The sequence below is a fragment of the Kosakonia sp. SOY2 genome (assembly GCF_027109175.1).
Classification (GTDB): Bacteria; Pseudomonadota; Gammaproteobacteria; order Enterobacterales; family Enterobacteriaceae; genus Kosakonia.
On record NZ_JAPVXH010000003.1, the window covers coordinates 100,132 to 125,478 of the forward strand.

The following is a 25,347-nucleotide window of genomic DNA, read 5'->3' on the forward strand; positions in this document are numbered from 1 at the left end:
TCTCCTGAGAACCACAACAAAACCGGCGAGCGGCAAGTCTGCGCTTAGCTCTGCGTCACATGTTCTGTAAAAGTGGTCCTGCCAGTTGGGTTGTGTAGGGGTTGTGATAACGAATGGTTATCCAGATGTTGCTGGCAAGCAACATATCTGTGACGGGATTTGATGGATTTGTGAACCAGGGAGAGGAACAGCAGGAATTGGTAGGGCCAATTAAACAGCCCTGGCGCTAGCGTGAGGCCAGGGCTGTTAAAGAAAGGATCAGAACTCGCTGTTGGCGAAGCCGGTCATTGCATCGAGACCCATTTCGCGGCCCAGCGCAGTCATCGGGTGTACGACCACCAGACCACGGACGCTTTTTTTCAGCTTGCCGAGGTCAGCCTGCTCTTTTTTGCTGATGGCGCGGCGAAACGGCATTTTCATCAGTTTCTGCGCTTCTTTGCTCAGCTTTTGCGTGTACTGCTCACGCAGACGGGCTATTTCGCTTTCCAGCGTGGTTTTCTCTTTTTCCAGTTCCGCGTATTTTTCTGCTGCGTCAACTAAGGAGAGATCCGCCTGCTGGTGGCGAATCGCGTCGAGGCGGTCGCTCAGACGCTTGATTTCGTTTTTTTCGACTTCTTTCATGGGGCTCAATTCGTTGGGGAGTAAAACGATAAGGATACAGTATTTATGGCGCAGGTTATTTCTGGAATGCTTTTTTTAAGCTGATACGGGAAATAAGCTCGGTCAGAGAGAGCACCATGGTTGAACGCACGACTTGCTGGTAGCGCTGTTTTTGCATGGCTAAAAGCCTGGCGTCACTGGTATCAAACACCGGCGTTGGCGGCAGGGCGGCAACACAGTGCAGCTCACCAAATGGCCCGAGGATCTCATCATCGGTAAACGCGTACTCTGTGCCATCGTGGTTGAGCTCTTCACGCAGCGCCATCAACAGCTCGGCGTCTTCGTATTCCGGGCGGGAAATGACACCCAGACCGTAAATCAGCTTTAAACGCACGGACAAATTGCCCAGCGGTCCATCTCCGTCAAGCAGCGGCTCTACAGCGTATTTCACCGCGTAGTCATCTTTGCGAAATACCTGCAACACCAGAATATTGATAGCTTCGTTGAGTAGCTCAACGGCGGCGATCAAAAAGCTTCGCACGGTTTTGCCAGCATTCAGACGCTCGAGAACACGGTTTTCGAAAGCCTGCGTTTTTTCCATTATTGCCTGCATATCTGACAATTTCGTTAACTGGCGCGGGATCTCCCGCGCCATCGTCGGCATCATGCCATGGCGTTATAGGCGCTGACGGCTTCGTTAACGACCGGACTGTTAGCATCCAGGCCGGAAACCTGCGCCAGCGCGGCTTGCGGGCCTTTCTCTTCGATAAGCTGAGCCAGCTCCTGCGCCTGCGGATCCTGCTCACTGCGGTAATGCATGGCAGCGGCAATGCCTTTCACCAGGTTGGCGTGCGGCAGGTTGTACTCCAGCGTGCCGAGCAGGGGTTTGATCAGGCGATCGCCCGCGCTCAGTTTACGCAGCGGTTGACGACCAACGCGCTCAACATCGTCTTTCAGATAGGGGTTTTCAAAACGGCCCAGGATTTTCTGAATGTACGCAGCATGCTTGTCGGCATCGAAGCCATAACGTTTGATCAGCACCGCGCCGCTCTCTTCCATTGCGCCTTTCACAACCGCACGGATATTGGCATCCAGAATTGCGTCGCGAATGGTTTGATGGCCGGTCTGTTTTCCAAGGTACGCGGTTATAGCATGCCCGGTATTCAGCGTGAAGAGCTTACGTTCAACAAATGCCATCAGGTTATCAGTTAATTCCATACCCGGAATGTTCGGCAGCGCACCTTTGAACTGGGTTTTGTCGACAATCCACTCGCTGAAGGTTTCAACCGTTACTTCCAGCGGATCGTTAGTCGCGGATGCCGACGGCGGAACAATACGGTCAACGGCGGAATCTACGAAGCCAACGTGTTCTTCAACCCAGGCTTTGTCGGCGTCCGCCAGTGCGTTGATGACATGCCCTTTCAACTGCGTGGTGCCGCGCACCATATTTTCACAAGCGATAATGTTCAGCGGTGTGTTAATGCCCTGCGCTTTACGTTTTGCCAGGCCTTTGGCGATAGCCGGGGCGATGCGTTCCAGCACCACCGGGCCGACCGCCGTGGTCACCAGATCAACGTGTGCAATCAGGTCGACAACTTCGTCGCCAATGCTGCTCACGGCGTTAACGCCGGAGACGGTATCGACCTGCTCTTTTTCACCAACCACATGCACCTGATAGCTATGACGGGCATTAAGGGCGTCGAGCACCACCTGGTTCACATCGGCGAACGTCAGTTCAATCCCCGCGTCGGCGAGCAACTTGCCGATAAAGCCACGTCCGATATTACCTGCGCCAAAATGTAATGCTTTCATAGTCTTAACCTTTATCAATGTTTTTACCCGAGAGGGCTGGGGTGAGGAACCGCAAATATTTCCCCTCACCCTAGCCCTCTCCCCGTGGGGAGAGGGAGGAAAACCGATTACTTGCCGAGCAGTGCCAGCACTTCTTCAACGCTGGTGGTGTGCGCCAGACGCTGAATCACGGTCTCGTCATCCAGCGCGTTAGTGAGGCTGGTGATGACCTGGATGTGCTCATTGTTACGTGCCGCGATGCCGATCACCAGACGGGCGATGTCATCTTCGTCTTCACCGAAGCGAACACCTTCCGGGTACTGGCAGAACACCACGCCAGTTTTCAGTACGCGATCTTTCGCTTCCACTGTGCCGTGCGGTACCGCGATGGACTCACCCAGATAGGTCGGGGTCAGTTTTTCGCGTTCCAGCATCGCATCAACATATTCCGGCTGAACGTAGCCGCCTTTCACCAGTTGCTCACCGGCAAAACGGATGGCTTCTTCTTTAGTGCTCGCCGTGCGGCCAAGGAAGATGTTATCCGCGCTCAACTTGAACAGGTTGCTGTCAGGCGCATCAAAGCTGTCCTGCAGGCTGCTGGTCACTTTGGCTTCGTTGTCCGTATGTCGCTGAGCAGCAACCAGACGTTCGGTCAGGCTGGTGTACAGACCACTGTCGAGGAAGTTGGTCAGCGAAATGTGCTGGGCCTGCGGCGCCTGGCGCATTGCGCGTTCGGTCAGATCGCGGTGCGTAATCACCAGGTCAACGTCAGACGGCAGGCTGTTAATCGCGCTGTTGGTGACAGAGATGTTGCTCAGACCCGCATCCTGCACTTTCTTACGCAGCACGCCCGCGCCCATGGCGCTGGAACCCATACCGGCGTCACATGCGACGATGATTTTACGCACGTGGCTCAGGTCGTTGGTCACGTCGCCAGCCGTCAGCGGGGTTGCGCCTTTAGACTGTGCTTTCATGTCCTGCATACGACGGGTTGCCGCTTCGATGTCTTCGTCTTCTTCTTTCACTTTGCTGGTTTTCAGCAGGATAGAAGAGATAACGAAAGAGACAATCAGGGCAGCAAAGATTGCCGCCAGGTTCGCGAAATACGCGCCTTTTGGCGTCATCGCCAGCACCGCCAGGATGGAGCCCGGAGAAGCCGGAGATACCAGGCCGCCGTTCAGTACGCTCAGGGTGAACACGCCAGTCATACCACCGAGGATTACGGCAAGCAGCAGACGCGGGTTCATCAGCACATACGGGAAGTAAATTTCGTGGATACCACCCAGGAAGTGGATGATAGCCGCGCCGCCAGCAGACTGTTTAGCGCTGCCGCGACCAAAGAACATATACGCCAGCAGTACGCCCATACCCGGACCCGGGTTCGCTTCGATCAGGAAGAAGATGGACTTGCCGAGTTCATGCGATTGCTGAATACCCAGCGGCGAGAAGATACCGTGGTTGATGGCGTTGTTGAGGAACAGGATTTTCGCCGGTTCAACAAAGATAGACGCCAGCGGCAGCATTTCGTGCGCCACCATGAAGTTAACGCCGGCCGCCAGAATTTTGGACAGCACTTCAACCGCAGGGCCAATGCCGAGGAACGCCAGAATGGCGAGGATCATACCGATGATGCCAGCGGAGAAGTTATTCACCAGCATTTCGAAACCGGATTTGATCTTACCGTCGACCCAGCTATCAAAGTGTTTAATCGCCCAGCCGCCCAGCGGACCTGCGATCATCGCGCCGAGGAACATCGGCATATCCGCACCAACGATAACGCCCATGGTGGTGATCGCGCCGACAACGCCGCCACGATCGCCGCCCACCAGACGACCACCGGTGTAACCGATGAGCAGCGGCAGCAGATAAGTAATCATTGGGCCAACGAGTTTCGCCAGCGTCTCGTTAGGCAACCACCCTGTAGGAATAAACAATGCGGTGATGATCCCCCACGCGATGAACGCGCCGATGTTCGGCATCACCATATTGCTGAGAAAACGACCAAAGCTTTGCACCTTGATCTTGATATCGGATGACATAAAACACCCCTTCTTATGTTTGCTATCGCACAGGCCGGAAGCCCGAGGTTTGTTGTTAACGTGGCGGCAGAGGTAGCCGGACCTGGGTTATCTGTGAGGCGAAATCTCGCACCGAATCACGTGACTGTCCAGATGGCGGGTTTTTATGTGATTCAGATCACACTAAAGCAGGGGGTATGCCACCATTTAGTGTGATATTCATCACATAAAATCAGTGTAAAAAAAGAACAAAGCGCAAAATCTGGACGTTATGAGCCTGTAAGTGTGATGTTATTCACATTTTATGCGCGACGGTTTGTTATGTATTTGTGATATAGATCACAAGATATTTTCGTCAGGACTTTTCCGAATGTGATCGCCAGCAAACTGTGTTTTTGACGACCAGCAGAACCTGTAACTTCCTTTCACAGCTTGCGGCAATACGTACGTTAGCGGCAGAAGTTTTCATCGTGATGAAACATTCTGCGCCCGCTCGTTCATACTTAGGTTTTTGTTGGCGGAAACGGAGAAGGCAATGAAACTGATCGGCAGCTATACCAGCCCTTTTGTACGCAAAATATCGGTGATCCTGCTGGAAAAGGGCATCACCTTCGAATTTATCAATGAACAGCCTTATAGCGCCGTTAATAGCGTGGCGCAGTACAACCCGCTTGGCAAAGTTCCGGCGCTGGTAACCGATGATGGCGAAGTGTGGTACGACTCGCCGATCATCGCGGAATACATTGATTTACTGAATATCGCTCCGGCCATGCTGCCCACCGATCGCAAAGCGGCATTGAAAATTCGCCAACTCGAAGCGCTGGCCGATGGCATTATGGATGCGGCGCTGGTCTCGGTTCGCGAGCTGGCGCGCCCGGTCGAACAGCAGTCGGAGACTGAACTGTTACGCCAGCGGGAAAAGGTTTCGCGCGGGCTGGATGCGCTGGAAAACTATCTTAAAGATGGCACGCTGGGCGTGGACGACCTGAATCTGGCGACAGTGGCAATTGCCTGCGCCATTAGTTATCTCAATTTCCGCCATGTTTCACCCGGCTGGTGTGTTGATCGTCCACTGCTGGTAAAGCTGGTGGAAAATCTGTTCCAGCGCGAGAGTTTCGCCCGCACCGAACCGCCGAAGGCTTGATAAGCATGATGTTCGCCTGAGCAAGTCACTGTACAATCCCCTCACGTCAAACCCCCTGACGGGAGGGGGCAACTCATAGCCAGGCCTTTTCATGACAACTCTTTACAGCCAGATCCCTTCGACCGATCGCCTGTTACGTGACGAGGCGTTCGCCACTTTATTAGCCACTTTCGGCCACAGTCGCGTGGCGCAAACGCTGCGTCAGCTTCAGGACGAGGCGCGCGCGCAGATCCGTGAAGCACAAACGTTACCCGCCTGGTGCTCCGACTGGGCAGCGGCGGCGCAACAGCGGCTGGAACAGCGCGACAGCAGCGCGCTGCGCCCGGTGTTTAACCTGAGCGGTACGGTGCTGCACACGAATTTAGGCCGCGCGGTACAAGCGCAGGCCGCTATTGATGCCGTCGCGCAGGTAATGGGCTCGCCGGTGACGCTCGAATATGATCTCGACGGCGCGGGGCGCGGTCATCGCGATCGCGCCCTGGCCGATCTTCTCTGTCAGCTTACCGGCGCGGAAGATGCCTGCATCGTTAATAACAATGCCGCAGCGGTGTTACTGATGCTGGCGGCCACTGCGGCTGGCCGCGAAGTGGTGGTGTCACGCGGCGAACTGGTGGAAATTGGTGGCGCGTTTCGCATTCCGGACGTGATGCGCCAGGCGGGCTGTGTACTGCACGAAGTCGGCACCACCAACCGCACGCATGCGAAAGATTATCGCCAGGCGATTAACGACAGCACCGCGCTGCTGATGAAAGTCCACACCAGTAATTATCATATCGAAGGCTTTACCAAAGCGGTGGATGAAGCGGAGCTGGTGGCGCTGGGCGAAGAGCATGCGCTACCGGTGATTGTCGATCTCGGCAGTGGTTCGCTGGTCGATTTAAACCGCTACGGTTTGCCGCAGGAACCGATGCCGCAAACGCTGATTGCCGCTGGTGTCAGCCTGGTGAGTTTCTCCGGCGATAAGCTGCTCGGCGGCCCGCAGGCGGGCATTATCGTGGGTAAAAAAGCGTTGGTTGAGCAGTTGCAGCAACATCCGTTAAAACGCGCGCTGCGGGCGGATAAAATGACGCTGGCGGCGCTGGAGGCGACGTTACGCCTCTATCTGCACCCGGAAAAACTCGCTGAGAGCCTGCCGACGCTGCGTTACTTAACCCGCCCGGAGGCGGAAATTCGCGAGCAGGCGCAGCGCTTATGCACGGCGTTGACGGCGCGTTATCACGAATTTGATCTGCGCGTGGAAGCCTGCCTGTCACAAATTGGCAGCGGTTCGCTGCCGGTGGACAGGTTGCCGGGCGCGGCGCTGACGTTTACTCCGCGCGATGGCAGTGGCCGTCGTGTGGAGGCGCTGGCTGCGCAGTGGCGGGCGCTGCCGCAGCCGGTGATTGGCCGTATTTACGATGGTCGCCTGTGGCTGGACTGTCGCTGTGTTGATGATGAATCCCGCTTGCTGGAGATGTTGCTGAAATGATTATTGCCACTGCCGGGCACGTCGACCACGGCAAAACCACCCTGATTGAAGCGATTACGGGCGTGAATGCCGATCGCCTGCCGGAAGAGAAAAAACGTGGCATGACCATCGATCTCGGTTATGCCTACTGGCCGCAGCCGGATGGCCGCGTGCCGGGTTTTATTGATGTGCCAGGACATGAAAAATTCCTCTCTAATATGCTGGCGGGCGTTGGCGGCATTGACCATGCCCTGCTGGTGGTGGCGTGTGACGATGGCGTGATGGCGCAGACGCGTGAGCATCTGGCGATTTTACAACTGACCGGCAACCCGGCGCTGACGGTGGCGCTAACGAAGGCCGATCGTGTGGATGAGGCACGCATTGCCAACGTGCGCGCGGAAGTACAAAACACGCTCCAGGCCTTTGGTTACTCGCAGGCGACGCTGTTTGTCACCGCCGCCACGGAACAGCGCGGCATTGCTGAGCTGCGTGAGCATCTGTTGCAGTTGCCAGAACGCGCCCATCCTGAGCATCAGCGTTTCCGCCTGGCGCTCGATCGTGCTTTCACGGTGAAAGGTGCGGGGTTGGTGGTAACGGGAACGGCGCTTTCCGGCGATGTCCGCGTAGGCGATACGCTGTGGCTGACCGGGGCGAATACACCGATGCGCGTGCGTGGGTTACATGCGCAGAATCAACCAGTTGAACACGCTCATGCCGGGCAACGCATCGCGCTGAACATTGCCGGTGATGCGGAAAAAGAGGCGCTCAGCCGCGGTGACTGGCTGTTGTCGCAGCAGCCCGACGAACCGACTGAGCGGCTGATTGTCGCCCTGCAAACTCATGTTCCACTGACACAATGGCAGCCATTGCATATTCACCATGCCGCCAGCCATGTTACCGGGCGCGTGTCGCTGCTGGAAAATGGTCTTGCCGAACTGGTGCTCGATACGCCGCTGTGGCTGGCGGACAACGATCTGCTGGTGCTGCGCGATATCTCCGCGCGCACGACGCTTGCGGGGGCGCGCGTGGTGACGCTGAACTCGCCGCGTCGCGGTAAACGCAAGGCGGATTACCTGGCGTGGATTGGTGAACTGGCGCAGACCAAAGACGACGCCCAGGCGCTGGCCGTGCATTTATCGCGCGGGGCGGTGGATCTGCGCGCGTTTGGCTGGGCGCGCCAGTTAAGCAGCAGCGGTCTGGCGGCATTACTCGATAACCCCGGTTTTATCCGGGCGGGTGATAACCTGCTTAATGCGCCGGTGGCGGCGCGCTGGCAGCGTAAGTTGCTGGACACGCTGGCGACTTACCATGAACAGCACCGCGAAGAGCCGGGTCCAGGGCGCGAACGCCTGCGACGTATGGCGCTGCCGATGGAAGATGAAGCACTGGTATTAACCCTGATTGAACTGATGCGGGAGAGCGGCGATATCCACAGCCACCACGGCTGGCTGCACTTGCCGGAGCATAAAGCGGGTTTCAGCGACGAGCAGACCCAGCTTTGGCAAAAAGTCTCACCGCTGTTTGGCGACGAACCCTGGTGGGTGCGGGATTTAGCCCGTGAAATCGGTGTGGATGAACAGGTGATGCGCGGCGTATTACGACAGGCGGCACAGCAGGGGCTGATTACGGCGATCGTCAAAGATCGTTATTACCGCAACGATCGCATTGTGACTTTTGCCAGCATGATCCGCGATCTTGATGAAGCGCGCGGCTCGACCAGCGCGGCGGATTTTCGCGATACGTTGAATGTGGGGCGCAAACTGGCGATTCAGATCCTGGAATATTTCGACCGCATTGGTTTTACCCGCCGCCGTGGCAATGACCACATCCTGCGCGACAAGGCGTTATTCCTCAAAGAGTGATCAACCCTCAGGCTGGCGATTTTTCGCCAGCCGCATCCCTCTCGCAAAAGCGCCTCACCGACAGGACGCGCCGATTATCACCTTCAATCATTCCCCCCGATCCCAACGGAAAATCTGACGTTAAGCGCAAGTAAGCCGGTATCGGGGGCGAATTCTCTGGAACGTGATAAGCAGGTGCCAAGCACCCTGGCGAACGTTTTCTGCGTACATTTAGCAACATTTTGAGCGCGTGATACAGATTGCCGGAAATGTTCAGGCAAATGACAAAACTGGCGGCTTTCCCGCTTGCGATCAAAGCATTGCGGCGGTTTTTTCTGGCACCCTTGTCGTTTTCGTGCCCGGTGGAGTGGGGAATGAACCGTTTTATTATCGCTGATGCGGCCAAATGCATCGGCTGTCGCACCTGCGAAGTGGCGTGTGTGGTGTCGCATGAAGATAATCAGGACTGCTCGGGTGTGAAGCCCGCGACCTTTTCTGCACGCATCCGCGTGGTGAAAACAGGCGATTTCTCCACTGCCGTCACCTGCCATCATTGCGAAGACGCACCCTGCGCCAATGTCTGCCCGGTCGGTGCGATCGGTCGGGCCAATGGGGCGGTGCTGGTTGAGCAATCGCGCTGTATCGGCTGCAAAAGCTGCATGATTGCCTGCCCGTTTGGTGCTATGCAGGTGATGCGCGTTGAGAACCGGGCGCAGGCACTGAAATGCGATCTGTGCCAGCATCGCGAAAACGGCCCGGCCTGTGTCGAAGCCTGCCCGACCAACGCGCTGCGTTGCATAAACCCGGCACAACTTCGCGAGAACCGGCTACAAAGCCAGCGGCGCTAGCCAGCAAATCGGTGTGAATGGCGCAAAGCAGCGGAAAACCCGCCAACCGTAAAGAAAAGCTGCTGCCAGTTCTGCGTGCGTTAAATCCGCAGACGTCAGGCAAAGCAAACCCGGTACTGATGCGCCCGTTTTCGTTAGTGATAAAAAAAGCCCTCGACAGAGGGCTTAATTCAGCATGTTTGCTTTAATTTTCCTGCCAGGCTTTTTCAATCTCTTCGGCAAGGATCTTCACGCCCGCTTCGATAAGCTCCGGCTCCGGCACATAGTTCATGCGCATGCACTGATGCGTGTGCGGCCAGGGTTTATCCAGCCCCGGGAAGAAGTAGTCGCCAGGTACCATCAGCACGCCGCGTTTTTTCAGCCGTTGATACAGCAGCTCGGTGCTGATCGGCAGGTCTTTAAACCACAGCCAGAGGAAAATCGCCCCTTCCGGTTTGTGAATAAGGCAGCGCTCTTCCGGTAAATAGCGACGCAGCGTGGAGATCGTTTCCTGTACCCGCTGGTAGTAAAACGGTTTGATCACCTCTTCAGAAAGGCGCAGCAAATCTTTGCGCTTAATCATTTCGCACATCATCGCCGGGCCAATGCCGCCGGGCGCGAGGCTGATAATGCCGTTCATATTGCGAATGGCGGAGATGATTTTTTCGCTGGCGATGATGATGCCGCAGCGGCTGCCCGGCAGGCCCAGCTTCGACAGGCTCATGCACAGAATAATGTTCGGATTCCACAACGGGCGCGCTTCGCTAAAGATAATGCCCGGGAAAGGGACGCCGTAAGCGTTATCAATCACCAGCGGAATGTTGTGCTGATTCGCCAGCACATCCAGCTTCATCAGCTCTTCGTCAGTGATCACGTTGCCGGTCGGGTTGGTCGGGCGCGAGACACAGATCATGCCGGTCTCTTCGCCAATATGCAGGTGTTCAAAATCGACATGGTACTTAAACTGCCCGTCCGGCAGCAGTTCAATATTGGGGCGTGCGGAGACAAACAGATCTTCTTCCAGCCCGGAATCGGCATAGCCGATGTACTCCGGTGCCAGCGGGAAAAGCACTTTTCTGGTGCTTCCATCGGCGCGACGGCCAGCAAACAGGTTGAACAAGTAGAAAAACGCGCTCTGGCTGCCGTTTGTTAGTGCAATATTCTGTGGCTCAATATCCCAACCTAACTCTTCACGCAGCATACCTGCCAGCGCCGTCAGTAGCTCCGTTTTACCCTGCGGGCCGTCATAATTGCACAGCGCATCAGTCGCTTTGCCGTTTTCCACCATGTCTGTAAGCAGGTTGTGGAAGTAATCGGTCATCGCCGGGATTTGTGCCGGGTTACCGCCGCCGAGCATGATAGCGCCAGGGGTGCGTAAACCGTCGTTGAGATCCTCCATCAGGCGCGTAATGCCTGCATGGCGGGTAAATTTGTCGCCGAAAAGTGAAAATGTCATCGCTACTGCTCTGTCGGGCTGCGGATCAAAGTGGCTAACCATAGCGCTCCGGACGGCGAGGTGCAAATCACCGCCGATGCGCCTTTTCCACTCTTAATTCTTATCGATAGCAGTTTAGCGATATATTATGCTGATATTTGTTTTATGGCTCAGTGGCGAGCCGCGCCCGCCCAGACCACCATCACTTTGTCATCACCCTGTTCACGCACAAAACCGTAGCCCTGCGGCAGCGTAAGCGTGGTCTGTTTGCCCATGCCCAGCGCCGGGTGGCGCGCGCGGAACTGGCCCAATGTTTGCCAGTGCCGCAGGCCGGCGGCACTTTTGCCGTCGAGATCCTGCCAGTTCATATCCGATCGCGTACCTTGTAGCGGATCGGATCCTGTCGGGCCAAACGGCCGCGCGCTTTCATCACCGTAAAAGATCTGCACCGCGCCGGGGGCGAGCAGCAAAAGCTCTGCGGCTTGCTGGCCGCCCTCGCGGAACAAGCGGGTATCGTGCGAGGAGAGATAGCTCAGCACATTAAAGCTTTGCAGTTTGTCGGCCATCTGTTGCCAGACAGTATCCATATTCGCCAGACACGATACCGCGTCGGCGGCCTGTTGCTGATAGTCAAAATTGATCATCGCATCAAAGCCATGGCGGTAGTAATCACTCTGCATCACACCGTGGCCCCAGGATTCGCCGGTCATCCAGAAAGGGGCGTCATCGATTTTTTTCTGCGGATTGGCCTTTTTCCATTCGGCGAGCGCCGCCGTGGCCTGCGTTTTTAATTGTTGCCAGGCTGCCAGCTCGACATGTTTAGCCGTATCAACGCGAAAACCGTCAATGCCGTACTCGCGCACCCACTCGCTGAGCCAATGAGTAAGGTAATCGCGCGGTGTAAACCCTGCGATTTCGCGTGCGCGCGTATCCGGTTTGTGGCGATAAAACACCGGCAGCCCGGAAGGGGTGGCGGATTCGGTTTTCAGATCGGGCAAAAACGCCAGCGACATGGTGAGGTCGTCAAAACCGGGGTTGTCATAATCGCCGATATCGGTGCGGATCCAGTTTTTGCCCCACCAGTTCTGCCAGGCGGTTTTATCGCTAAAGTTGATGTAATCATTGAAGCTGTGCCAGCTTTGCCCGACGGCGGGACGCCAGTCTGTCCAGTGCTCGCCGAGGATTTTCTTGCGCTCCTCGTCTTTCAGATACAGCGCGCCGAACTGGAAGGTTTGCATATCGGCCAGCGTCGCATAGCCGGTGTGATTCATCACCACATCAAACAGCACGCGAATGCCGCGGCGGTGCGCTTCATCAACTAATTTACGCAGATCGTCTTCGCTGCCCATGTTGGCGTCGAGGCGCGTCCAGTCCTGCGTGTAATAACCGTGGTAGGCATAGTGGGGGAAATCCCCTTTTGTACCACCGCCAACCCAGCCGTGGATCTGCTCCAGCGGCGAACTTATCCATAACGCGTTGACTCCCAGTTGCTGCAAGTAATCCAGTTTGCTGGTTAGCCCTTGCAGGTCGCCGCCGTGAAAAGTGCCAATCTCCTGCATCCCATCTTTATGCCGCCCGTAGCTGTTGTCATTGGCGGGATTACCATTCACAAAGCGATCGGTAAGCACGAAATAGACCGTGGCGTTATGCCACTCGAATGGAGCTGCACCCTGCGTTTGCGCTTTTTCCAGCAGCAGAAGACCGTCACTTTCCGGTGCGGGTTGCAGGGTGATTTTCCCGTCGCGTACCGTGGCGGTTTGCTGGCTGTAGAAATCGCGTACCAGGCTGCCTTCCGGGAAGGTGTTGCCAACAGGCACGGTCAGCGGCTTATCGTCACGCACCGGACACTGGCGCGCTAGTTTGGCAGGCGTATCGCTGGCCTCGCTTTTGACACTGAGCAGCAACGTTGGTGTGCCGGAGCGGGTATCGAGCTGTATCTGGTAATCGCCATCACGGAATATCCGCCACTGCGGCGCACTGCCGCTGCAAGGCTTCAACGAAAGCATTTGGTTCAGCTTGATGCCGCTGGCGGGCTGCCAGCACTGCTGACCCTGCTGTAACGCGATTGGATATTCGCCTTTTTTCAGCGCGGCCTGGCAGCGCCAGAGGCCGGTGCCGTCGTCAGTTAAAGGGGGAAAACCAGCGGCGGACCAGTCGGCGAGAGCGATGCCGGGAAGCAACAGCAGTAAAAACGCGGAGTGTTTCATTGGATGTCCCAGTGATGGCGATTTTCCCCAGTTTGCCACTCCGTTTAGCGGGGAAACTCCTCCCTGGTCGTAATCGCCAGGGAGGAGGGCGCAGGGTGAGCGATCGCGCATAGATTGTCGGTTTAGATTTGCGATAACCGCCACATTTATAAGAGATTGTCCGTTTTGTGTGCAGTTTCCTGGTGACATGATTTCAGAATTGGATTATTTCTGTACGTGCTCTTGCAGGCTATTTTTGGTATGATTTGAGATTCAGCTCTCAAAATCATGCAAAAAAGAAGGTGTTGGAATGTTCATATCCGACCAGGAGACCTAATGATATCGATACCCATGCGACGACTTGGGGCCACGATACTCATGTTTTCCACCTTGATATTTTCAGGTGGGGTGCTGGCGAAGACGCACACAGAAACAGCGAGTCACAAAGCCCACGTCACTAAGGCAAGCGTAAAAAAACAGGCAAGCAGTAAACAAGAGTATTCTCGCAATAGTGTAAAAAGTAGTTCACTTCCTGATTTGCGAAAATACCCTTCCGGAACACCAAGGAAAAAAGCGTTTCTCCGGACGGTAATGCCTTATATCACCAGTAAAAACTCTGCGATTACCGCCGAGCGTAACTGGTTGCTGTCAAAACAGTACAATAGCCAATGGTCGCCTGCCGAGCGCGCGCGTCTGAAGGATATTACGCAACGCTACAAAATCAGCTGGAACGGGAATACGCGCCGTATTCCATGGAACGCCCTGCTGGAGCGTGTAGACATTATCCCGGACAGCATGGTTGCGACGATGGCGGCAGCGGAAAGTGGTTGGGGCACGTCAAAACTGGCGCGTACCAACAACAATCTGTTTGGCATGAAATGTGCGAAAGGTGCCTGTAAAAACGGGGCTGGCAAAGTGAAAGGTTACTCTCACTTTAACTCCCTCCAGGAATCGGTGGATGCTTACGTCACCAACCTGAATACGCACACAGCCTATGCGTCATTCCGTAAATCCCGTGCGCAGCTGCGTAAAGCGGATCAGGAAGTGACGGCGACCAACATGATTCACAAGCTGAAGGGTTACTCAACCCGTGGCGAGAGTTACAACAACTACCTGTTTGCCATGTATCAGGACAATCAGCAGTTAATCGCCGCCCATATGTAATATCAGCTCTGTAAACGCCTTCCAGCCGGAAGGCGTTTTTCTTTGTGCTAAATAAGGATTTCGCTATAGCGGTCGCGATAGTCTTTTGGTGTGCTGTCGTACTCTTTACGAAACACCGAATAGAAATATTGCAGCGACGGGTAGCCGCACATCTGTGAGATTTCATTGATCGAGAGCGACGTTGATATCAGCAGGCTACGCGCCTTTTCCAGTTTCTCCGCATGAATTACCGCGTGAATCGTCTCACCGACCTCTTCTTTAAAGCGCTTTTCCAGGTTGGAACGCGAGATGCCAACGGCATCCAGCACCTGATCCACTTTGATGCCTTTACAGGCGTGATTGCGAATGTAATGCATCGCCTGAATCACCGCCGGGTCGTTCAGCGAGCGGTAATCCGTCGAGCGCCGCGCCACCACACGTACCGGTGGCACCAGCAACCGTTGTAATGGCATGGTTTCGTTATCCAGCAGACGATGCAGTAGCTTCGCCGCCTGGTAGCCCATTTGCCGGGTTCCCTGTGCCACGGAAGAGAGCGCAACGCGCGAGAGATAGCGGGTGAGTTCTTCGTTATCGATGCCAATCACGCACAGTTTTTCCGGCACCGGAATATGTAAATGGTCACACACTTGCAGAACATGACGTGCGCGGGCGTCGGTCACGGCGATAATGCCGGTCTGCGGCGGCAGCGTTTGCAGCCAGTCCGCCAGCCGGTTTTGCGCATGTTGCCAGTTCTCAGGCGCGGTGGTCAGCCCCTGGTAAACCACGCCGCGGTACTTCTCTTGCGCCACTAACTGGCAGAAGGCGTGCTCACGTTCTGCCGCCCAGCGTTTGCCGCTGGAGGACGGCAGGCCGTAGAACGCAAAACGGTGCACGCCTTTCTCTTTCAGATGCAAAAACGCGCTCTCCACCAGCGCGTAGTTGTCGGTCGCGATGTAATGCACCGGCGGGTAGTGCTCCGGGGTGTGATAAGAGCCGCCCACGCCGACAATTGGCACGTCGACATCCGCCAGCAGACGCTCAATGTCCCGATCGTCATAATCGGCGATCACGCCATCGCCCAGCCACTCTTTGATATTTTCAATGCGGGCGCGAAAATCCTCTTCAATGAAAATATCCCACTCGGATTGCGAGGCTTGCAAATACTCGCCGACCCCTTCGACAACCTGGCGGTCGTAGGCTTTATTGGCATTAAATAACAATGTGATGCGATGGCGCTTCTCAAACATGTTGGTTTGCTTCCTGACTTTCCATCCGATCTCATTATCATATTCATCAAACTGATGAATAAAAAAGATCCGGCCGTGTGATCGCGCCTTAATTCACAGTTTTCAGGCCCGCCGTTTGGTGGCGGAATCCATCCACACAGCCAGCAGCAAAATGGCCCCTTTGACGATGTATTGCCAGAACGTCGGCACATCCATCATGCTCATGCCGTTATCCAGCGACGCCATAATAAACGCGCCCATTACCGCACCCGCGACGCTACCAATACCGCCTGCAAGGCTGGTGCCGCCAATCACACAAGCGGCAATGGCGTCCAGTTCGGCGATATTCCCGGCGGAAGGTGAGCCTGCCCCGAGGCGCGAACTGAGGATCAAGCCGGCAATCGCCACCATCAGCCCGTTAATGGAAAATACCGCAAGTTTGGTGCGCTCGACGTTAATGCCGGAAAGCCGTGCTGCTTCCAGGTTGCCGCCAATAGCGTAAATACGGCGGCCAAACGCGGTGCGCGTCGCCATAAACATGCCCGCCAGCAGTAAAAAGGCCAGCAGCAGTACCGGAGTGGGGACACCCCGGTAATCATTCAGCAGCCAAATGGCTCCCAGCACGATCACTGCGATAATTGCCTGACGTCCAACCGCTGTTGATGAGGGTGACGTTGCCAGCCCCAGCGTCTGCCGACGCATACGCCCGCGCCACTGCCAGAGTACAAAAGCCACCAGGCCCAGCAAGCCTACGCCGAAACCTACGCCGTCTGGTAGATAGCTTTGGCCAATCTGCGACATTGCCGCGCTGGTGGGGGAAACTGTGGTGCCGTTAGTAATGCCGATCAGCACGCCGCGAAAAGCCAGCATCCCGGCCAGCGTGACGATAAATGAAGGGACTTTGCGATACGCCACCCACCAGCCGTTCCAGGCGCCAAGCAGCAGGCCGAGCACCAGTGTTACCGCCACGGTTAGCGGCAGCGGCCAGCCCAGCCAGACATCGAAAATCGCCGCCGCACCGCCGAGCAACCCCATCATGGAGCCAACGGAGAGGTCAATTTCGGCAGAGATAATGACAAACACCATTCCCACCGCCAGGATGCCGGTGATCGCGGTTTGGCGCAGCAGGTTAGAGATATTACGCGCGCTCAGGTAGGCGCCATCGGTCATGCCGGTGAAAAACAGCATGATCACCACAATGGCGGCAATCATCACAAATACTTGTAAGTTAAGGGACTTCAGCGCGGAAAAAGCCCCTGGTGAGGCGGTAGTTAATTTAATTTCAGACGGGTTGCTTTTCGACATGATGTTCGCTCCTCAGCGCCGCTTCCATGACCTGCTCCTGGGTCAGATTACGATTGATGAGATCGGCTTTTAGCTTGCCTTCATGCATCACCAGCACCCGATCGCTTAATCCCAGCACTTCGGGAAGCTCGGATGAGATAACGATGACGGCGATCCCCTGCTGCACTAATTGGTTAATCAGTTTGTAGATTTCGTATTTCGCGCCGATATCGATACCGCGCGTGGGTTCATCGAGGATCAGGATGCGCGGGTTGAGTAACAGGCAGCGGGCGAGAATCGCCTTTTGCTGGTTGCCCCCGCTCAGGCGGCCGATTGCCAGCTCCGGGGAAGACGTTTTCACTTTTAGCCGCTGGAGCGACTGTAAAATGCACGCCTGTTCGGCGGCGTCGTCCAGGCTGCTTAACACGCCGGTAAACTGGTTAAGCGCCGCCAGCGTGATGTTCTTACCCACCGCCATCACCGGCACGATGCCGTCTTTTTTGCGGTCTTCCGGCACCATGGCAATGCCAAAGTCGATAGCCTGCTGGCAGTTGTGAATCTGTACCGCTTTGCCATCAAGGAAAATTTGCCCTTCCCAGCGCCCCGGCCAGACGCCAAACAGGCACTGCACCGCTTCGGTCCGCCCTGCGCCGACCAGCCCGGCGATGCCAAGGATCTCGCCGCGCTTCAGGCTGAATGAAATATCGTTCACCCGTTTGATATGGCGGTTTACCGGATGCCAGGCGGTAAGATGTTCAACGCGCAGGATCTCCTCGCCTGTCGCATGCGGTTCATTGGGGTAGAGCGCGGTCAGTTCGCGACCTACCATCATCGTGATGATGTCGTCTTCGCTCATGCCAGCGGCATCACGCGTACCGATATGCTTGCCATCACGGATAACGCAGATGGTGTCCGATATCGCTTTGACTTCATTCAGCTTGTGGGAAATGTAAACGCAGGCGATATCGTGGTTGCGCAGGTCGCGGATGATATCCAGCAACACGGCGGTTTCCTGCTCGGTCAGCGAAGCGGTGGGTTCATCAAGGATAAGCAGCCGCACCTGTTTGTTCAGCGCTTTGGCGATTTCGACCAGTTGCTGTTGCCCGAGCCCTAAATCGCCCACCCGGGTATCCGGTGAAATCGACAGGCTCACCTGTTTGAGCAATTTTTCGCAGCGCAGTGTCATTTGGTCGTAATCCATCACGCCGTGACGCGTGATTTCCGTACCGAGGAAAATGTTTTCCAGCACGGTTAAATGTTTCACCAGCGCCAGCTCCTGGTGAATGATGGCGATACCTTTCCGCTCGGTGTCGCGGATATGGCTGGCTTGCAGGGTTTCGCCCGCAAAAATAATTTCTCCCTCGTAACTGCCAGCCGGGTAAATCCCACACAGCACTTTCATCAGCGTGGATTTACCCGAACCGTTCTCACCGCACAGCGAGAGCACCTCACCCGCGTTAAGGTGCAGGCTGACGTTATCTATCGCCTTTACGACACCAAAAGTTTTGGTGATATTTTTCATTTCAAGTAAATAAGGCATGGCTGCTCCACGTCATTCGCTGATATACAGCGCCTGAAAGAGATGGCAGCCGACGCGCCCGCAGGCGCGCCGACGGTTTTAGAGCTGATTTTTCTGATGGAAGCCGTCTTTGATGACAGTAGCGTCGATGTTGTCTTTGGTGACTTCAATTGGCGTCAACAGGCGGGCAGGGACATCTTTCAGGCCGTTATTCAGTGAAGCGTCCGCTTTTGGCGTTTTGCCGTTACCCAGTTCGACAGCGATTTCCGCCGCCGTATTCGCCAGTTGGGTGATTGGCTTATAGACCGTCATGGTCTGGCTGCCGTTAATCAACCGTTTCACCCCTGCGAGGTCGGCATCCTGGCCCGAAATCGCCACTTTTCCGGCCAGACCCTGGGCGCTCAGCGCCTGAATCGCGCCGCCAGCGGTGGCATCGTTGGAAGCAACCACCGCATCAATTTTGTTATTGTTGGCGGTGAGGGCGTTTTCCATAATCTTCAGCGCGTTTTCCGGTAACCAGCCATCGACCCATTGATCGCCGACAATTTTAATTTTCCCGCTATCAATATAGGGTTTTAATACCTTCATTTGCCCAGCGCGGAATAACTTGGCGTTATTATCTACCGGCGATCCGCCCATTAAAAAGTAATTTCCCTGCGGGACTTTGCTTACCAGGCTTTGCGCCTGTAATTCCCCGACTTTTTCATTATCGAAAGAGATATAGAAATCGATATCGGCATTATTAATCATGCGATCGTAAGCCAGGACTTTAATTCCTTCCTGTTTGGCTTCTTTTATTACGTTACTTAACACCTGGCCGTTGTAGGGAATAATAACCAGTACGTCGACGCCACGGTTGATCATATTTTCAATTTGCGACATCTGCGTTTCTTCATTTCCGTTTGCGGATTGAACAAACACGTTAGCGCCGAGCGACTCGGCTTTTTTCACAAAGATATCGCGGTCTTTTTGCCAGCGTTCAAGGCGTAAATCGTCAATCGCCATGCCGATTTTCACCTCTTTGGCATGGCCGAAAGCGCTTGCCAGCAGCAGGGAGGCGCAGAGTGTAAGGCAAAGGTTCTTTATCTTCATAATAGTAATACCTTTTGTAGGGTGAAGGGCGAGATAAAAGAAACATGCACTGCTATAGACGAGCAAATTCTTAACGCAGAATTCTTCTCTGGCAATTACAGATTTTTATCCGGGCATTACGTTTTTTGGTTTATTTGCTGATTTATGACCGCGATCTTATTTTAAAAAAAGCAAAACCGATTTTGCATAAAAAACAGGAAGGCGCCTCGCAGCCGCAGATATCATTATTTTGCGAGCCAGCGCACGTTTGTGCATTCTCTTAATAGCAGTGTGAAATAACGTAATTGAGCGAGTCAGAGAGAGAATCCAGTATTAACGTCAGATTTGTACACTCGCCAATGGAGCTCATTATGCAAGCTTATTTCGACCAGCTGGATCGGGTTCGTTTTGAAGGTCCAAAAACCACGAATCCTTTAGCGTTTCGTCATTACAATCCGGATGAGCTAGTGCTCGGTAAGCGCATGGAAGATCACCTGCGTTTTGCTGCCTGCTACTGGCATACCTTCTGCTGGAACGGCGCAGATATGTTTGGTGTGGGCTCCTTCGATCGCCCATGGCAACAGCCTGGCGAAGCCATTGCGATGGCGAAGCGTAAAGCCGATGTCGCGTTTGAGTTTTTTCATAAACTCAATGTGCCCTATTACTGCTTCCACGATGTGGACGTTTCGCCGGAAGGCGCGTCGCTGAAAGAGTATCTGAACAATTTTGCGCAGATGGTGGACGTGCTGGCGGAAAAACAGCAGCAGAGCGGCGTGAAGCTGTTATGGGGCACGGCGAACTGCTTTACCAACCCGCGCTATGGTGCGGGCGCGGCGACCAACCCGGACCCGGAAGTATTCAGCTGGGCGGCGACGCAGGTGGTGACCGCCATGAACGCCACTCACAAACTTGGTGGCGAAAACTACGTGCTGTGGGGCGGTCGCGAGGGTTATGAAACCTTGTTGAATACCGATCTGCGCCAGGAGCGCGAACAGATTGGCCGCTTCATGCATATGGTGGTGGAACACAAACACAAAATCGGTTTTCGCGGCACGTTGCTTATCGAACCAAAACCGCAGGAACCGACCAAGCACCAGTACGATTATGACGCCGCTACCGTTTATGGGTTCCTGAAACAGTTTGGTCTGGAGAAAGAGATTAAACTGAATATCGAAGCCAACCACGCCACACTTGCCGGTCACTCCTTCCATCATGAAATCGCCACGGCCATCGCGCTGGGGCTGTTTGGTTCAGTGGATGCAAACCGCGGCGACCCGCAGCTCGGCTGGGATACCGACCAGTTCCCGAACAGCGTCGAAGAGAACGCGCTGGTGATGTATGAAATCCTCAAAGCGGGTGGTTTCACTACCGGCGGCCTGAATTTTGACGCCAAAGTACGCCGTCAGAGCACCGATAAATACGACCTTTTCTATGGTCATATTGGCGCGATGGACACCATGGCGCTGGCGCTGAAAGTGGCGGCTCGCATGGTGGAAGAGGGCGAGCTGGATAAACGCGTAGCGAAACGCTATGCGGGCTGGAATGGTGAGCTGGGCCAGCAAATTTTGCAGGGGCAGCTTAGCCTCGCGGAGCTGGCGAAGTACGCTGAACAGCAGAACCTGGCACCGCGCCACCAGAGCGGTCATCAGGAGCAACTGGAAAACCTGGTTAACTACTACCTGTTTGATAAGTAAACCGTTCTGCGCCGCCGATAACGCGGCGCACTAAAAAGGAGTGGTCACTATGTATATCGGGATCGATCTCGGCACCTCTGGCGTGAAGGCGATTCTGCTCGGTGAGCAGGGCGAGGTGCTGGCCTCGCATACGGAAAAACTCAGCGTGTCGCGACCGCACCCGTTGTGGTCGGAGCAAGATCCCGAAGCGTGGTGGCAAGCGACGGACCGCGCCATTCTGGCATTGGGCGAGGCGCACTCGTTACAGCAGGTAAAAGCGATGGGCCTCGCCGGGCAGATGCACGGCGCGACGCTGCTTGATAAAGATAACCAGGTGTTGCGCCCGGCCATTCTGTGGAATGACGGTCGCTGCGGCGAAGAGTGCGCGCTGCTGGAAGAAAAGGTCAAAAATTCCCGTGCGATTACCGGCAACCTGATGATGCCCGGTTTTACCGCGCCGAAACTTTTGTGGGTGCAGCGTCACGAGCCAGAAATATTTGCTCGTGTGGCGAAGGTCTTGCTGCCTAAAGATTTTCTGCGTTTGAAAATGTCTGGCGTATTCGCCAGCGACATGTCCGACGCGGCGGGAACCATGTGGCTGGATGTGGCGAAACGCGACTGGAGCGATGACATGCTGGCTGCCTGCTCGCTTTCACGTGCGCATATGCCTGCGCTGTTTGAAGGCAGCGAAATTACCGGCGAACTGTTACCCGAGATCGCCCGGCGCTGGGCGATGCCCGTCGTTCCGGTTGTCGCGGGCGGCGGAGATAACGCCGCCGGTGCTGTCGGCGTCGGTATGGCAGACGCAGGCCAGGCGATGTTGTCACTGGGCACATCCGGGGTCTATTTTGCCGTCAGCGAAGGGTTCCTCAGTAAACCCGAAAGCGCGGTACACAGTTTTTGTCACGCGCTGCCTGGCCGCTGGCATTTGATGTCGGTAATGCTTAGCGCGGCGTCGTGCCTGGACTGGGCGGCGAAGCTTACGGGGCTGGAGTCAGTTCCGGCATTGATTAACGCCGCGCAACAGGCGGACGATAACGCCGGGGATCTGTGGTTTTTACCCTACCTTTCCGGCGAGCGTACGCCGCATAACAACCCACAGGCGAAAGGCGTGTTCTTTGGTCTGACGCATCAGCATGGCCGCGAAGAACTTGCCCGCGCCGTGCTGGAAGGTGTCGGTTTCGCGCTGGCGGATGGTATGGATGTCGTCCACGCCTGTGGCGTCACGCCGCAGAGCATTACGCTTATCGGAGGTGGTGCGCGCAGCGCATGGTGGCGGCAAATGCTGGCGGATATCAGCGGATTGCAGCTCGATTACCGCACCGGCGGTGATGTTGGGCCAGCGCTTGGCGCGGCGCGGCTGGCGCAAATTGCCGTCAATCCGCAAACGCCTCTGGCGACGCTACTGCCGCAACTGCCGGTTGAGCAACAGCACGCACCGGATGCTGTCCGACATGCTCATTACGCGCCACGCCGCGAAACGTTCCGCCGTATCTATCAGCAGCTACTGCCGCTGATGTCCTGATTTTTCCTGCTTATCCAGCCCGCTGTTCAGGTGGGCTGGAATCACCATGATGTTGTCCTTTTTTGGTCTTAGCAGGCGCAAAACTCCTTGCCACAATAGCGTTAACCCTACTGAGCAAGGAGTCCTGAAATGTCCCGCACCGCGCTGATTAACATCGACACACAGCAATCTTTTTTCCATCGTGACTACTGGCAAGATACGGATTTCGCCGCGTTTCAGCAGGCCATCTCCACGCTTATCGCTGGCTGTGAAGCACGTGGCGTACCGGTAGTCGATATCTTTCATGTCGCCGACAGCGGGCCGTTTTCGCTGGAGAGCGGTTTTGTCACGCCGATGCCCTTCCTGCAACACCGCGCCGCCGTAACGTTTTATAAGCATGTGCACAATGCGTTTACCGATACCGGGCTCGATCACTGGCTGCGCAGCCGCGACATCAACCACCTGATTATTTGCGGTATTCGCACCGAGCAGTGCTGTGAAACCACCGCGCGCGTCGCATCGGATCTGGGGTATCGTGTGACCTTTGTCAGCGAAGCGACACTGACCTTCCCGATGACGCATAAAGGGGTTACGCTGGATTGCAACGCGCTGCGCCACCACACTGAAACCGTGCTGGAAGGCCGCTTCGCTGCCATTAAAACCGTCCACGAAATTCTGGAACTGTAATGACCACAGATGTCTGGTTTGTGATGTTGCCCGGCGTTCTGGCGCTGGATATGACCGGCCCGGCGGAAACCTTCGCGCTGGCAGGTAACGCTTTTCGCCTGCACTACGTTGGGCCGGAAGCGAGTGTGTCGACCTCGATTGGCCTGACGATGGGCAATATTGCACCGCTACCGGATACCTTGCCGGAAGGCAGCCTGCTGGTGCTGCCAGGTGTGTCAGATTCCTCACGGTTATTTGATACGCCGCAGGCGAACGCGGTGCGGCACTGGCTGATGCGCCTGCAACCGCTGATCCACAGCCAGAGCATTACGTTGATGTGCGTCTGTTCCGGCGCGGTGCTGGCGGCGAAGGCCGGTCTGATGAACGGCATTCAGTGCACCACTCACCATGATGTCATTGCCCGTTTACGCGCGGTGGCGCCTGCGGCGCTGGTCAAAGAGAACCGTATTTTCATTGAGGATCGCAGCATCTGGACCAGTGCGGGCATCACCTCCGGTATTGATCTGGCGCTGCATCTGATTAACCGGTTTTGCGGGCCGGAGACGGCGCTGGCGGTAGCGCGGGAAATGGTGGTCTGGTTCCGCCGTTCCGGGGAAGATCCGCAAATTTCACCGTGGCTGCGCTACCGTAACCACCTGCATCCGGCGGTGCATCGCGCACAAGATGCGTTGACGGCGGAGCCGCAAAAAGCCTGGCAACTGAGCGACATTGCCGAGCGGGCGCACGTCAGCCCTCGACATTTAACGCGCCTGTTCCAGCAACATCTCGGGATCAGCGTGCGTGATTATCTGGAGCAGCTGCGGCTGGTGATTGCCGAACAGTATCTGTTGCAAGGGCGCGGCACCGAGCAGGCCGCGCTCGCCGCCGGTTTCTCCTCGCCGCGCCAGCTACAGCGTGCGCGCCAGCGTGCCATTAACTGACGAAACGGCGTTTGTCGAGGCGTTGCACCAGCATCGACAGCGCCAGGCTCGCCAGCAGCGTGGCAGTGAAAATCCATACTATATCGAGCAGCGGTGAAGCGTGGATTTCAACGCCGCGCGTGCGCAGGGCGTGAATAATCAGCGCGTGAAAACCGTAAATACCCAGCGAATGGTGAGAAATGAGCGTCAACCCCGGCAGCGTGCGGCTATTCAGCGTGTTTTTGATGAGCGTAAACAGCGCGATGGCGCAAAGAAAGACCATCGGCCCGCAGTAGAGATACCAGGTATCGGCGAAATTACCGCGCCATTTCAGCTCATTGAGCGTACCACGTGAAATCACAAACACCGCGGCTAAAAACAGGGCGGCGCAGACCCAGCTTAATGCCCGTTTTTGCGTCTCCATCATGCCGATAGCGCGCCCCAGCATGCCGTACAGAATGTAGTAAAACGTATCCCCGCCAATATAAAGATTGACCGGCAGCCACTCAAAACCGCCGATTTTCTGCGGCACCGTATTCGGGTTGGCCACAATGCCAATCACCACCACTAATGCCAGCAACATTTTGCCGCTGAGCGCTTTCACCTGAATCAATGGCGACACCAGGTAAATGACGATAATGGCGAAGAAAAACCACAGGTGATAAAACACCGGTTTTTGCAGCAGGTTTTTCAACGACAGCTCGCTGTTAATCGAGGTGAACAGCACGATATAGAGCAGGGCGATAAGGCTGTAGAACACCAGACAAAGCGCGATGCGCAAGAAGTGGCGCGGCTGTGCGCTGCGTTCGCCAAAAAAGAGGTAGCCGGAAATCATAAAAAACAGCGGCACACTGACGCGGGAAGCGGAGTTGAGGATATTGGCGATATTCCAGTCGAAAGTGGTAATACTGGCAGGATTGGTGATGTACCAGGTAGTGGTATGGATCATCACTACCATTAAACAGGCTATCCCTCGCAGATTATCTATCCAGTAAATTTTCGACTGCATCAGTTCCTCTGTGTTCACGTTAAAGACAACTCCCTCAGACTGT

At 55.6% G+C, this 25,347-nt stretch carries 20 protein-coding genes; 9 read left to right on the plus strand and 11 right to left on the minus strand.

The window, feature by feature from the left end:
• Positions 1-258 precede the first annotated feature (258 nt).
• The 4 genes from O3S68_RS17390 to O3S68_RS17405 all read right to left on the minus strand — a co-directional run bounded on the left by O3S68_RS17390 (position 259) and on the right by O3S68_RS17405 (position 4,430).
• Positions 259-621, minus strand: a complete 363-nt coding sequence (locus O3S68_RS17390) for a YibL family ribosome-associated protein (protein ID WP_020455728.1) — start codon at positions 619-621, stop codon at positions 259-261.
• A 55-nt stretch (positions 622-676) separates the two neighbouring features.
• Positions 677-1,264, minus strand: coding sequence for a mannitol operon repressor MtlR (gene mtlR / locus O3S68_RS17395; protein WP_044489524.1), 588 nt, complete (start codon positions 1,262-1,264; stop codon positions 677-679).
• Positions 1,264-2,412, minus strand: coding sequence for a mannitol-1-phosphate 5-dehydrogenase (gene mtlD, locus O3S68_RS17400; protein WP_020455726.1), 1,149 nt, complete (start codon positions 2,410-2,412; stop codon positions 1,264-1,266). The genes mtlR and mtlD overlap by 1 nt, the downstream gene beginning before the upstream one ends.
• 107 nt (positions 2,413-2,519) lie before the next feature.
• On the minus strand, positions 2,520-4,430 hold the full coding sequence (locus tag O3S68_RS17405; protein ID WP_269232078.1) for a PTS mannitol transporter subunit IICBA: 1,911 nt from the start codon (positions 4,428-4,430) through the stop codon (positions 2,520-2,522).
• A gap of 514 nt (positions 4,431-4,944) precedes the next feature.
• Between O3S68_RS17405 and O3S68_RS17410 the strand changes: the two genes are divergently transcribed.
• From O3S68_RS17410 to O3S68_RS17425, 4 genes are all read left to right on the plus strand, one after another.
• Entirely contained in the window at positions 4,945-5,553 is a 609-nt protein-coding gene (locus O3S68_RS17410) for a glutathione S-transferase (protein WP_269232079.1), read from the plus strand.
• A gap of 91 nt (positions 5,554-5,644) precedes the next feature.
• On the plus strand, positions 5,645-7,021 hold the full coding sequence (selA, locus tag O3S68_RS17415; protein ID WP_269232080.1) for an L-seryl-tRNA(Sec) selenium transferase: 1,377 nt from the start codon (positions 5,645-5,647) through the stop codon (positions 7,019-7,021).
• Positions 7,018-8,862 (plus strand): selenocysteine-specific translation elongation factor, encoded by a 1,845-nt coding sequence (gene selB, locus O3S68_RS17420; RefSeq protein WP_269232081.1) that lies wholly within the window; start codon positions 7,018-7,020, stop codon positions 8,860-8,862. The genes selA and selB overlap by 4 nt, the downstream gene beginning before the upstream one ends.
• Before the next feature lie 353 nt (positions 8,863-9,215).
• Positions 9,216-9,689, plus strand: a complete 474-nt coding sequence (locus O3S68_RS17425; RefSeq protein ID WP_097406533.1) for a 4Fe-4S dicluster domain-containing protein — start codon at positions 9,216-9,218, stop codon at positions 9,687-9,689.
• Positions 9,690-9,873: 184 nt separating this feature from the next.
• Here O3S68_RS17425 and avtA read toward each other — a convergent pair whose 3' ends face one another.
• Entirely contained in the window at positions 9,874-11,124 is a 1,251-nt protein-coding gene (gene avtA / locus O3S68_RS17430; RefSeq protein WP_442913173.1) for a valine--pyruvate transaminase, read from the minus strand.
• Between the two features lie 149 nt (positions 11,125-11,273).
• The gene (locus tag O3S68_RS17435) at positions 11,274-13,310 is read right to left on the minus strand and encodes an alpha-amylase (RefSeq protein WP_269232083.1); all 2,037 of its coding nucleotides are present in this window, start codon (positions 13,308-13,310) and stop codon (positions 11,274-11,276) included.
• Between the two features lie 315 nt (positions 13,311-13,625).
• On the opposite strand from O3S68_RS17435, the gene O3S68_RS17440 reads away from it, so the two are divergent.
• Positions 13,626-14,453, plus strand: a complete 828-nt coding sequence (locus tag O3S68_RS17440; protein ID WP_044489523.1) for a protein bax — start codon at positions 13,626-13,628, stop codon at positions 14,451-14,453.
• 47 nt (positions 14,454-14,500) lie between these two features.
• On the opposite strand, the gene xylR is transcribed toward O3S68_RS17440, so the two are convergent.
• The 4 genes from xylR to xylF form a co-directional block, all read right to left on the minus strand.
• Positions 14,501-15,679 (minus strand): D-xylose utilization transcriptional activator XylR, encoded by a 1,179-nt coding sequence (xylR, locus tag O3S68_RS17445; protein ID WP_045507552.1) that lies wholly within the window; start codon positions 15,677-15,679, stop codon positions 14,501-14,503.
• Positions 15,680-15,781: 102 nt separating this feature from the next.
• Positions 15,782-16,963: a xylose ABC transporter permease XylH gene (gene xylH, locus O3S68_RS17450; protein ID WP_269232084.1), complete on the minus strand. Its 1,182-nt coding sequence runs from the start codon at positions 16,961-16,963 to the stop codon at positions 15,782-15,784.
• Complete coding sequence (locus O3S68_RS17455) at positions 16,941-18,482, minus strand: xylose ABC transporter ATP-binding protein (protein WP_045507558.1); 1,542 nt, start codon at positions 18,480-18,482, stop codon at positions 16,941-16,943. Before O3S68_RS17455 ends, xylH begins: the two co-directional genes overlap by 23 nt.
• Positions 18,483-18,560: 78 nt before the next feature.
• Positions 18,561-19,553 carry a D-xylose ABC transporter substrate-binding protein gene (gene xylF, locus O3S68_RS17460; protein WP_020455712.1) on the minus strand — a complete coding sequence of 331 codons (993 nt, stop codon included), beginning with the start codon at positions 19,551-19,553 and terminating at the stop codon, positions 18,561-18,563.
• A 350-nt stretch (positions 19,554-19,903) separates the two neighbouring features.
• On the opposite strand from xylF, the gene xylA reads away from it, so the two are divergent.
• The 4 genes from xylA to O3S68_RS17480 all read left to right on the plus strand — a co-directional run bounded on the left by xylA (position 19,904) and on the right by O3S68_RS17480 (position 24,316).
• Entirely contained in the window at positions 19,904-21,226 is a 1,323-nt protein-coding gene (xylA, locus tag O3S68_RS17465; RefSeq protein ID WP_020455710.1) for a xylose isomerase, read from the plus strand.
• Positions 21,227-21,275: 49 nt separating this feature from the next.
• Complete coding sequence (gene xylB, locus O3S68_RS17470; protein WP_269232085.1) at positions 21,276-22,730, plus strand: xylulokinase; 1,455 nt, start codon at positions 21,276-21,278, stop codon at positions 22,728-22,730.
• Positions 22,731-22,859: 129 nt separating this feature from the next.
• The gene (locus O3S68_RS17475; RefSeq protein WP_269232086.1) at positions 22,860-23,396 is read left to right on the plus strand and encodes an isochorismatase family protein; all 537 of its coding nucleotides are present in this window, start codon (positions 22,860-22,862) and stop codon (positions 23,394-23,396) included.
• Positions 23,396-24,316, plus strand: a complete 921-nt coding sequence (locus O3S68_RS17480) for a GlxA family transcriptional regulator (protein WP_020455707.1) — start codon at positions 23,396-23,398, stop codon at positions 24,314-24,316. The genes O3S68_RS17475 and O3S68_RS17480 overlap by 1 nt, the downstream gene beginning before the upstream one ends.
• On the opposite strand, the gene O3S68_RS17485 is transcribed toward O3S68_RS17480, so the two are convergent.
• Entirely contained in the window at positions 24,309-25,304 is a 996-nt protein-coding gene (locus O3S68_RS17485; protein WP_044489522.1) for an acyltransferase, read from the minus strand. The genes O3S68_RS17480 and O3S68_RS17485 overlap by 8 nt on opposite strands.
• Between the last annotated feature and the right edge of the window lie 43 nt (positions 25,305-25,347).

Excerpts from the sequence above, each read along its gene's own strand:
- O3S68_RS17390 (WP_020455728.1), bottom strand. The coding sequence starts at position 621 with ATGAAAGAAGTCGAAAAAAACGAAATCAAGCGTCTGAGCGACCGCCTC.
- mtlR (WP_044489524.1), bottom strand. The coding sequence starts at position 1,264 with ATGCCGACGATGGCGCGGGAGATCCCGCGCCAGTTAACGAAATTGTCA.
- mtlD (WP_020455726.1), bottom strand. The coding sequence starts at position 2,412 with ATGAAAGCATTACATTTTGGCGCAGGTAATATCGGACGTGGCTTTATC.
- O3S68_RS17405 (WP_269232078.1), bottom strand. The coding sequence starts at position 4,430 with ATGTCATCCGATATCAAGATCAAGGTGCAAAGCTTTGGTCGTTTTCTC.
- O3S68_RS17410 (WP_269232079.1), top strand. The coding sequence starts at position 4,945 with ATGAAACTGATCGGCAGCTATACCAGCCCTTTTGTACGCAAAATATCG.
- selA (WP_269232080.1), top strand. The coding sequence starts at position 5,645 with ATGACAACTCTTTACAGCCAGATCCCTTCGACCGATCGCCTGTTACGT.
- selB (WP_269232081.1), top strand. The coding sequence starts at position 7,018 with ATGATTATTGCCACTGCCGGGCACGTCGACCACGGCAAAACCACCCTG.
- O3S68_RS17425 (WP_097406533.1), top strand. The coding sequence starts at position 9,216 with ATGAACCGTTTTATTATCGCTGATGCGGCCAAATGCATCGGCTGTCGC.
- avtA (WP_442913173.1), bottom strand. The coding sequence starts at position 11,124 with ATGACATTTTCACTTTTCGGCGACAAATTTACCCGCCATGCAGGCATT.
- O3S68_RS17435 (WP_269232083.1), bottom strand. The coding sequence starts at position 13,310 with ATGAAACACTCCGCGTTTTTACTGCTGTTGCTTCCCGGCATCGCTCTC.
- O3S68_RS17440 (WP_044489523.1), top strand. The coding sequence starts at position 13,626 with ATGATATCGATACCCATGCGACGACTTGGGGCCACGATACTCATGTTT.
- xylR (WP_045507552.1), bottom strand. The coding sequence starts at position 15,679 with ATGTTTGAGAAGCGCCATCGCATCACATTGTTATTTAATGCCAATAAA.
- xylH (WP_269232084.1), bottom strand. The coding sequence starts at position 16,963 with ATGTCGAAAAGCAACCCGTCTGAAATTAAATTAACTACCGCCTCACCA.
- O3S68_RS17455 (WP_045507558.1), bottom strand. The coding sequence starts at position 18,482 with ATGCCTTATTTACTTGAAATGAAAAATATCACCAAAACTTTTGGTGTC.
- xylF (WP_020455712.1), bottom strand. The coding sequence starts at position 19,553 with ATGAAGATAAAGAACCTTTGCCTTACACTCTGCGCCTCCCTGCTGCTG.
- xylA (WP_020455710.1), top strand. The coding sequence starts at position 19,904 with ATGCAAGCTTATTTCGACCAGCTGGATCGGGTTCGTTTTGAAGGTCCA.
- xylB (WP_269232085.1), top strand. The coding sequence starts at position 21,276 with ATGTATATCGGGATCGATCTCGGCACCTCTGGCGTGAAGGCGATTCTG.
- O3S68_RS17475 (WP_269232086.1), top strand. The coding sequence starts at position 22,860 with ATGTCCCGCACCGCGCTGATTAACATCGACACACAGCAATCTTTTTTC.
- O3S68_RS17480 (WP_020455707.1), top strand. The coding sequence starts at position 23,396 with ATGACCACAGATGTCTGGTTTGTGATGTTGCCCGGCGTTCTGGCGCTG.
- O3S68_RS17485 (WP_044489522.1), bottom strand. The coding sequence starts at position 25,304 with ATGCAGTCGAAAATTTACTGGATAGATAATCTGCGAGGGATAGCCTGT.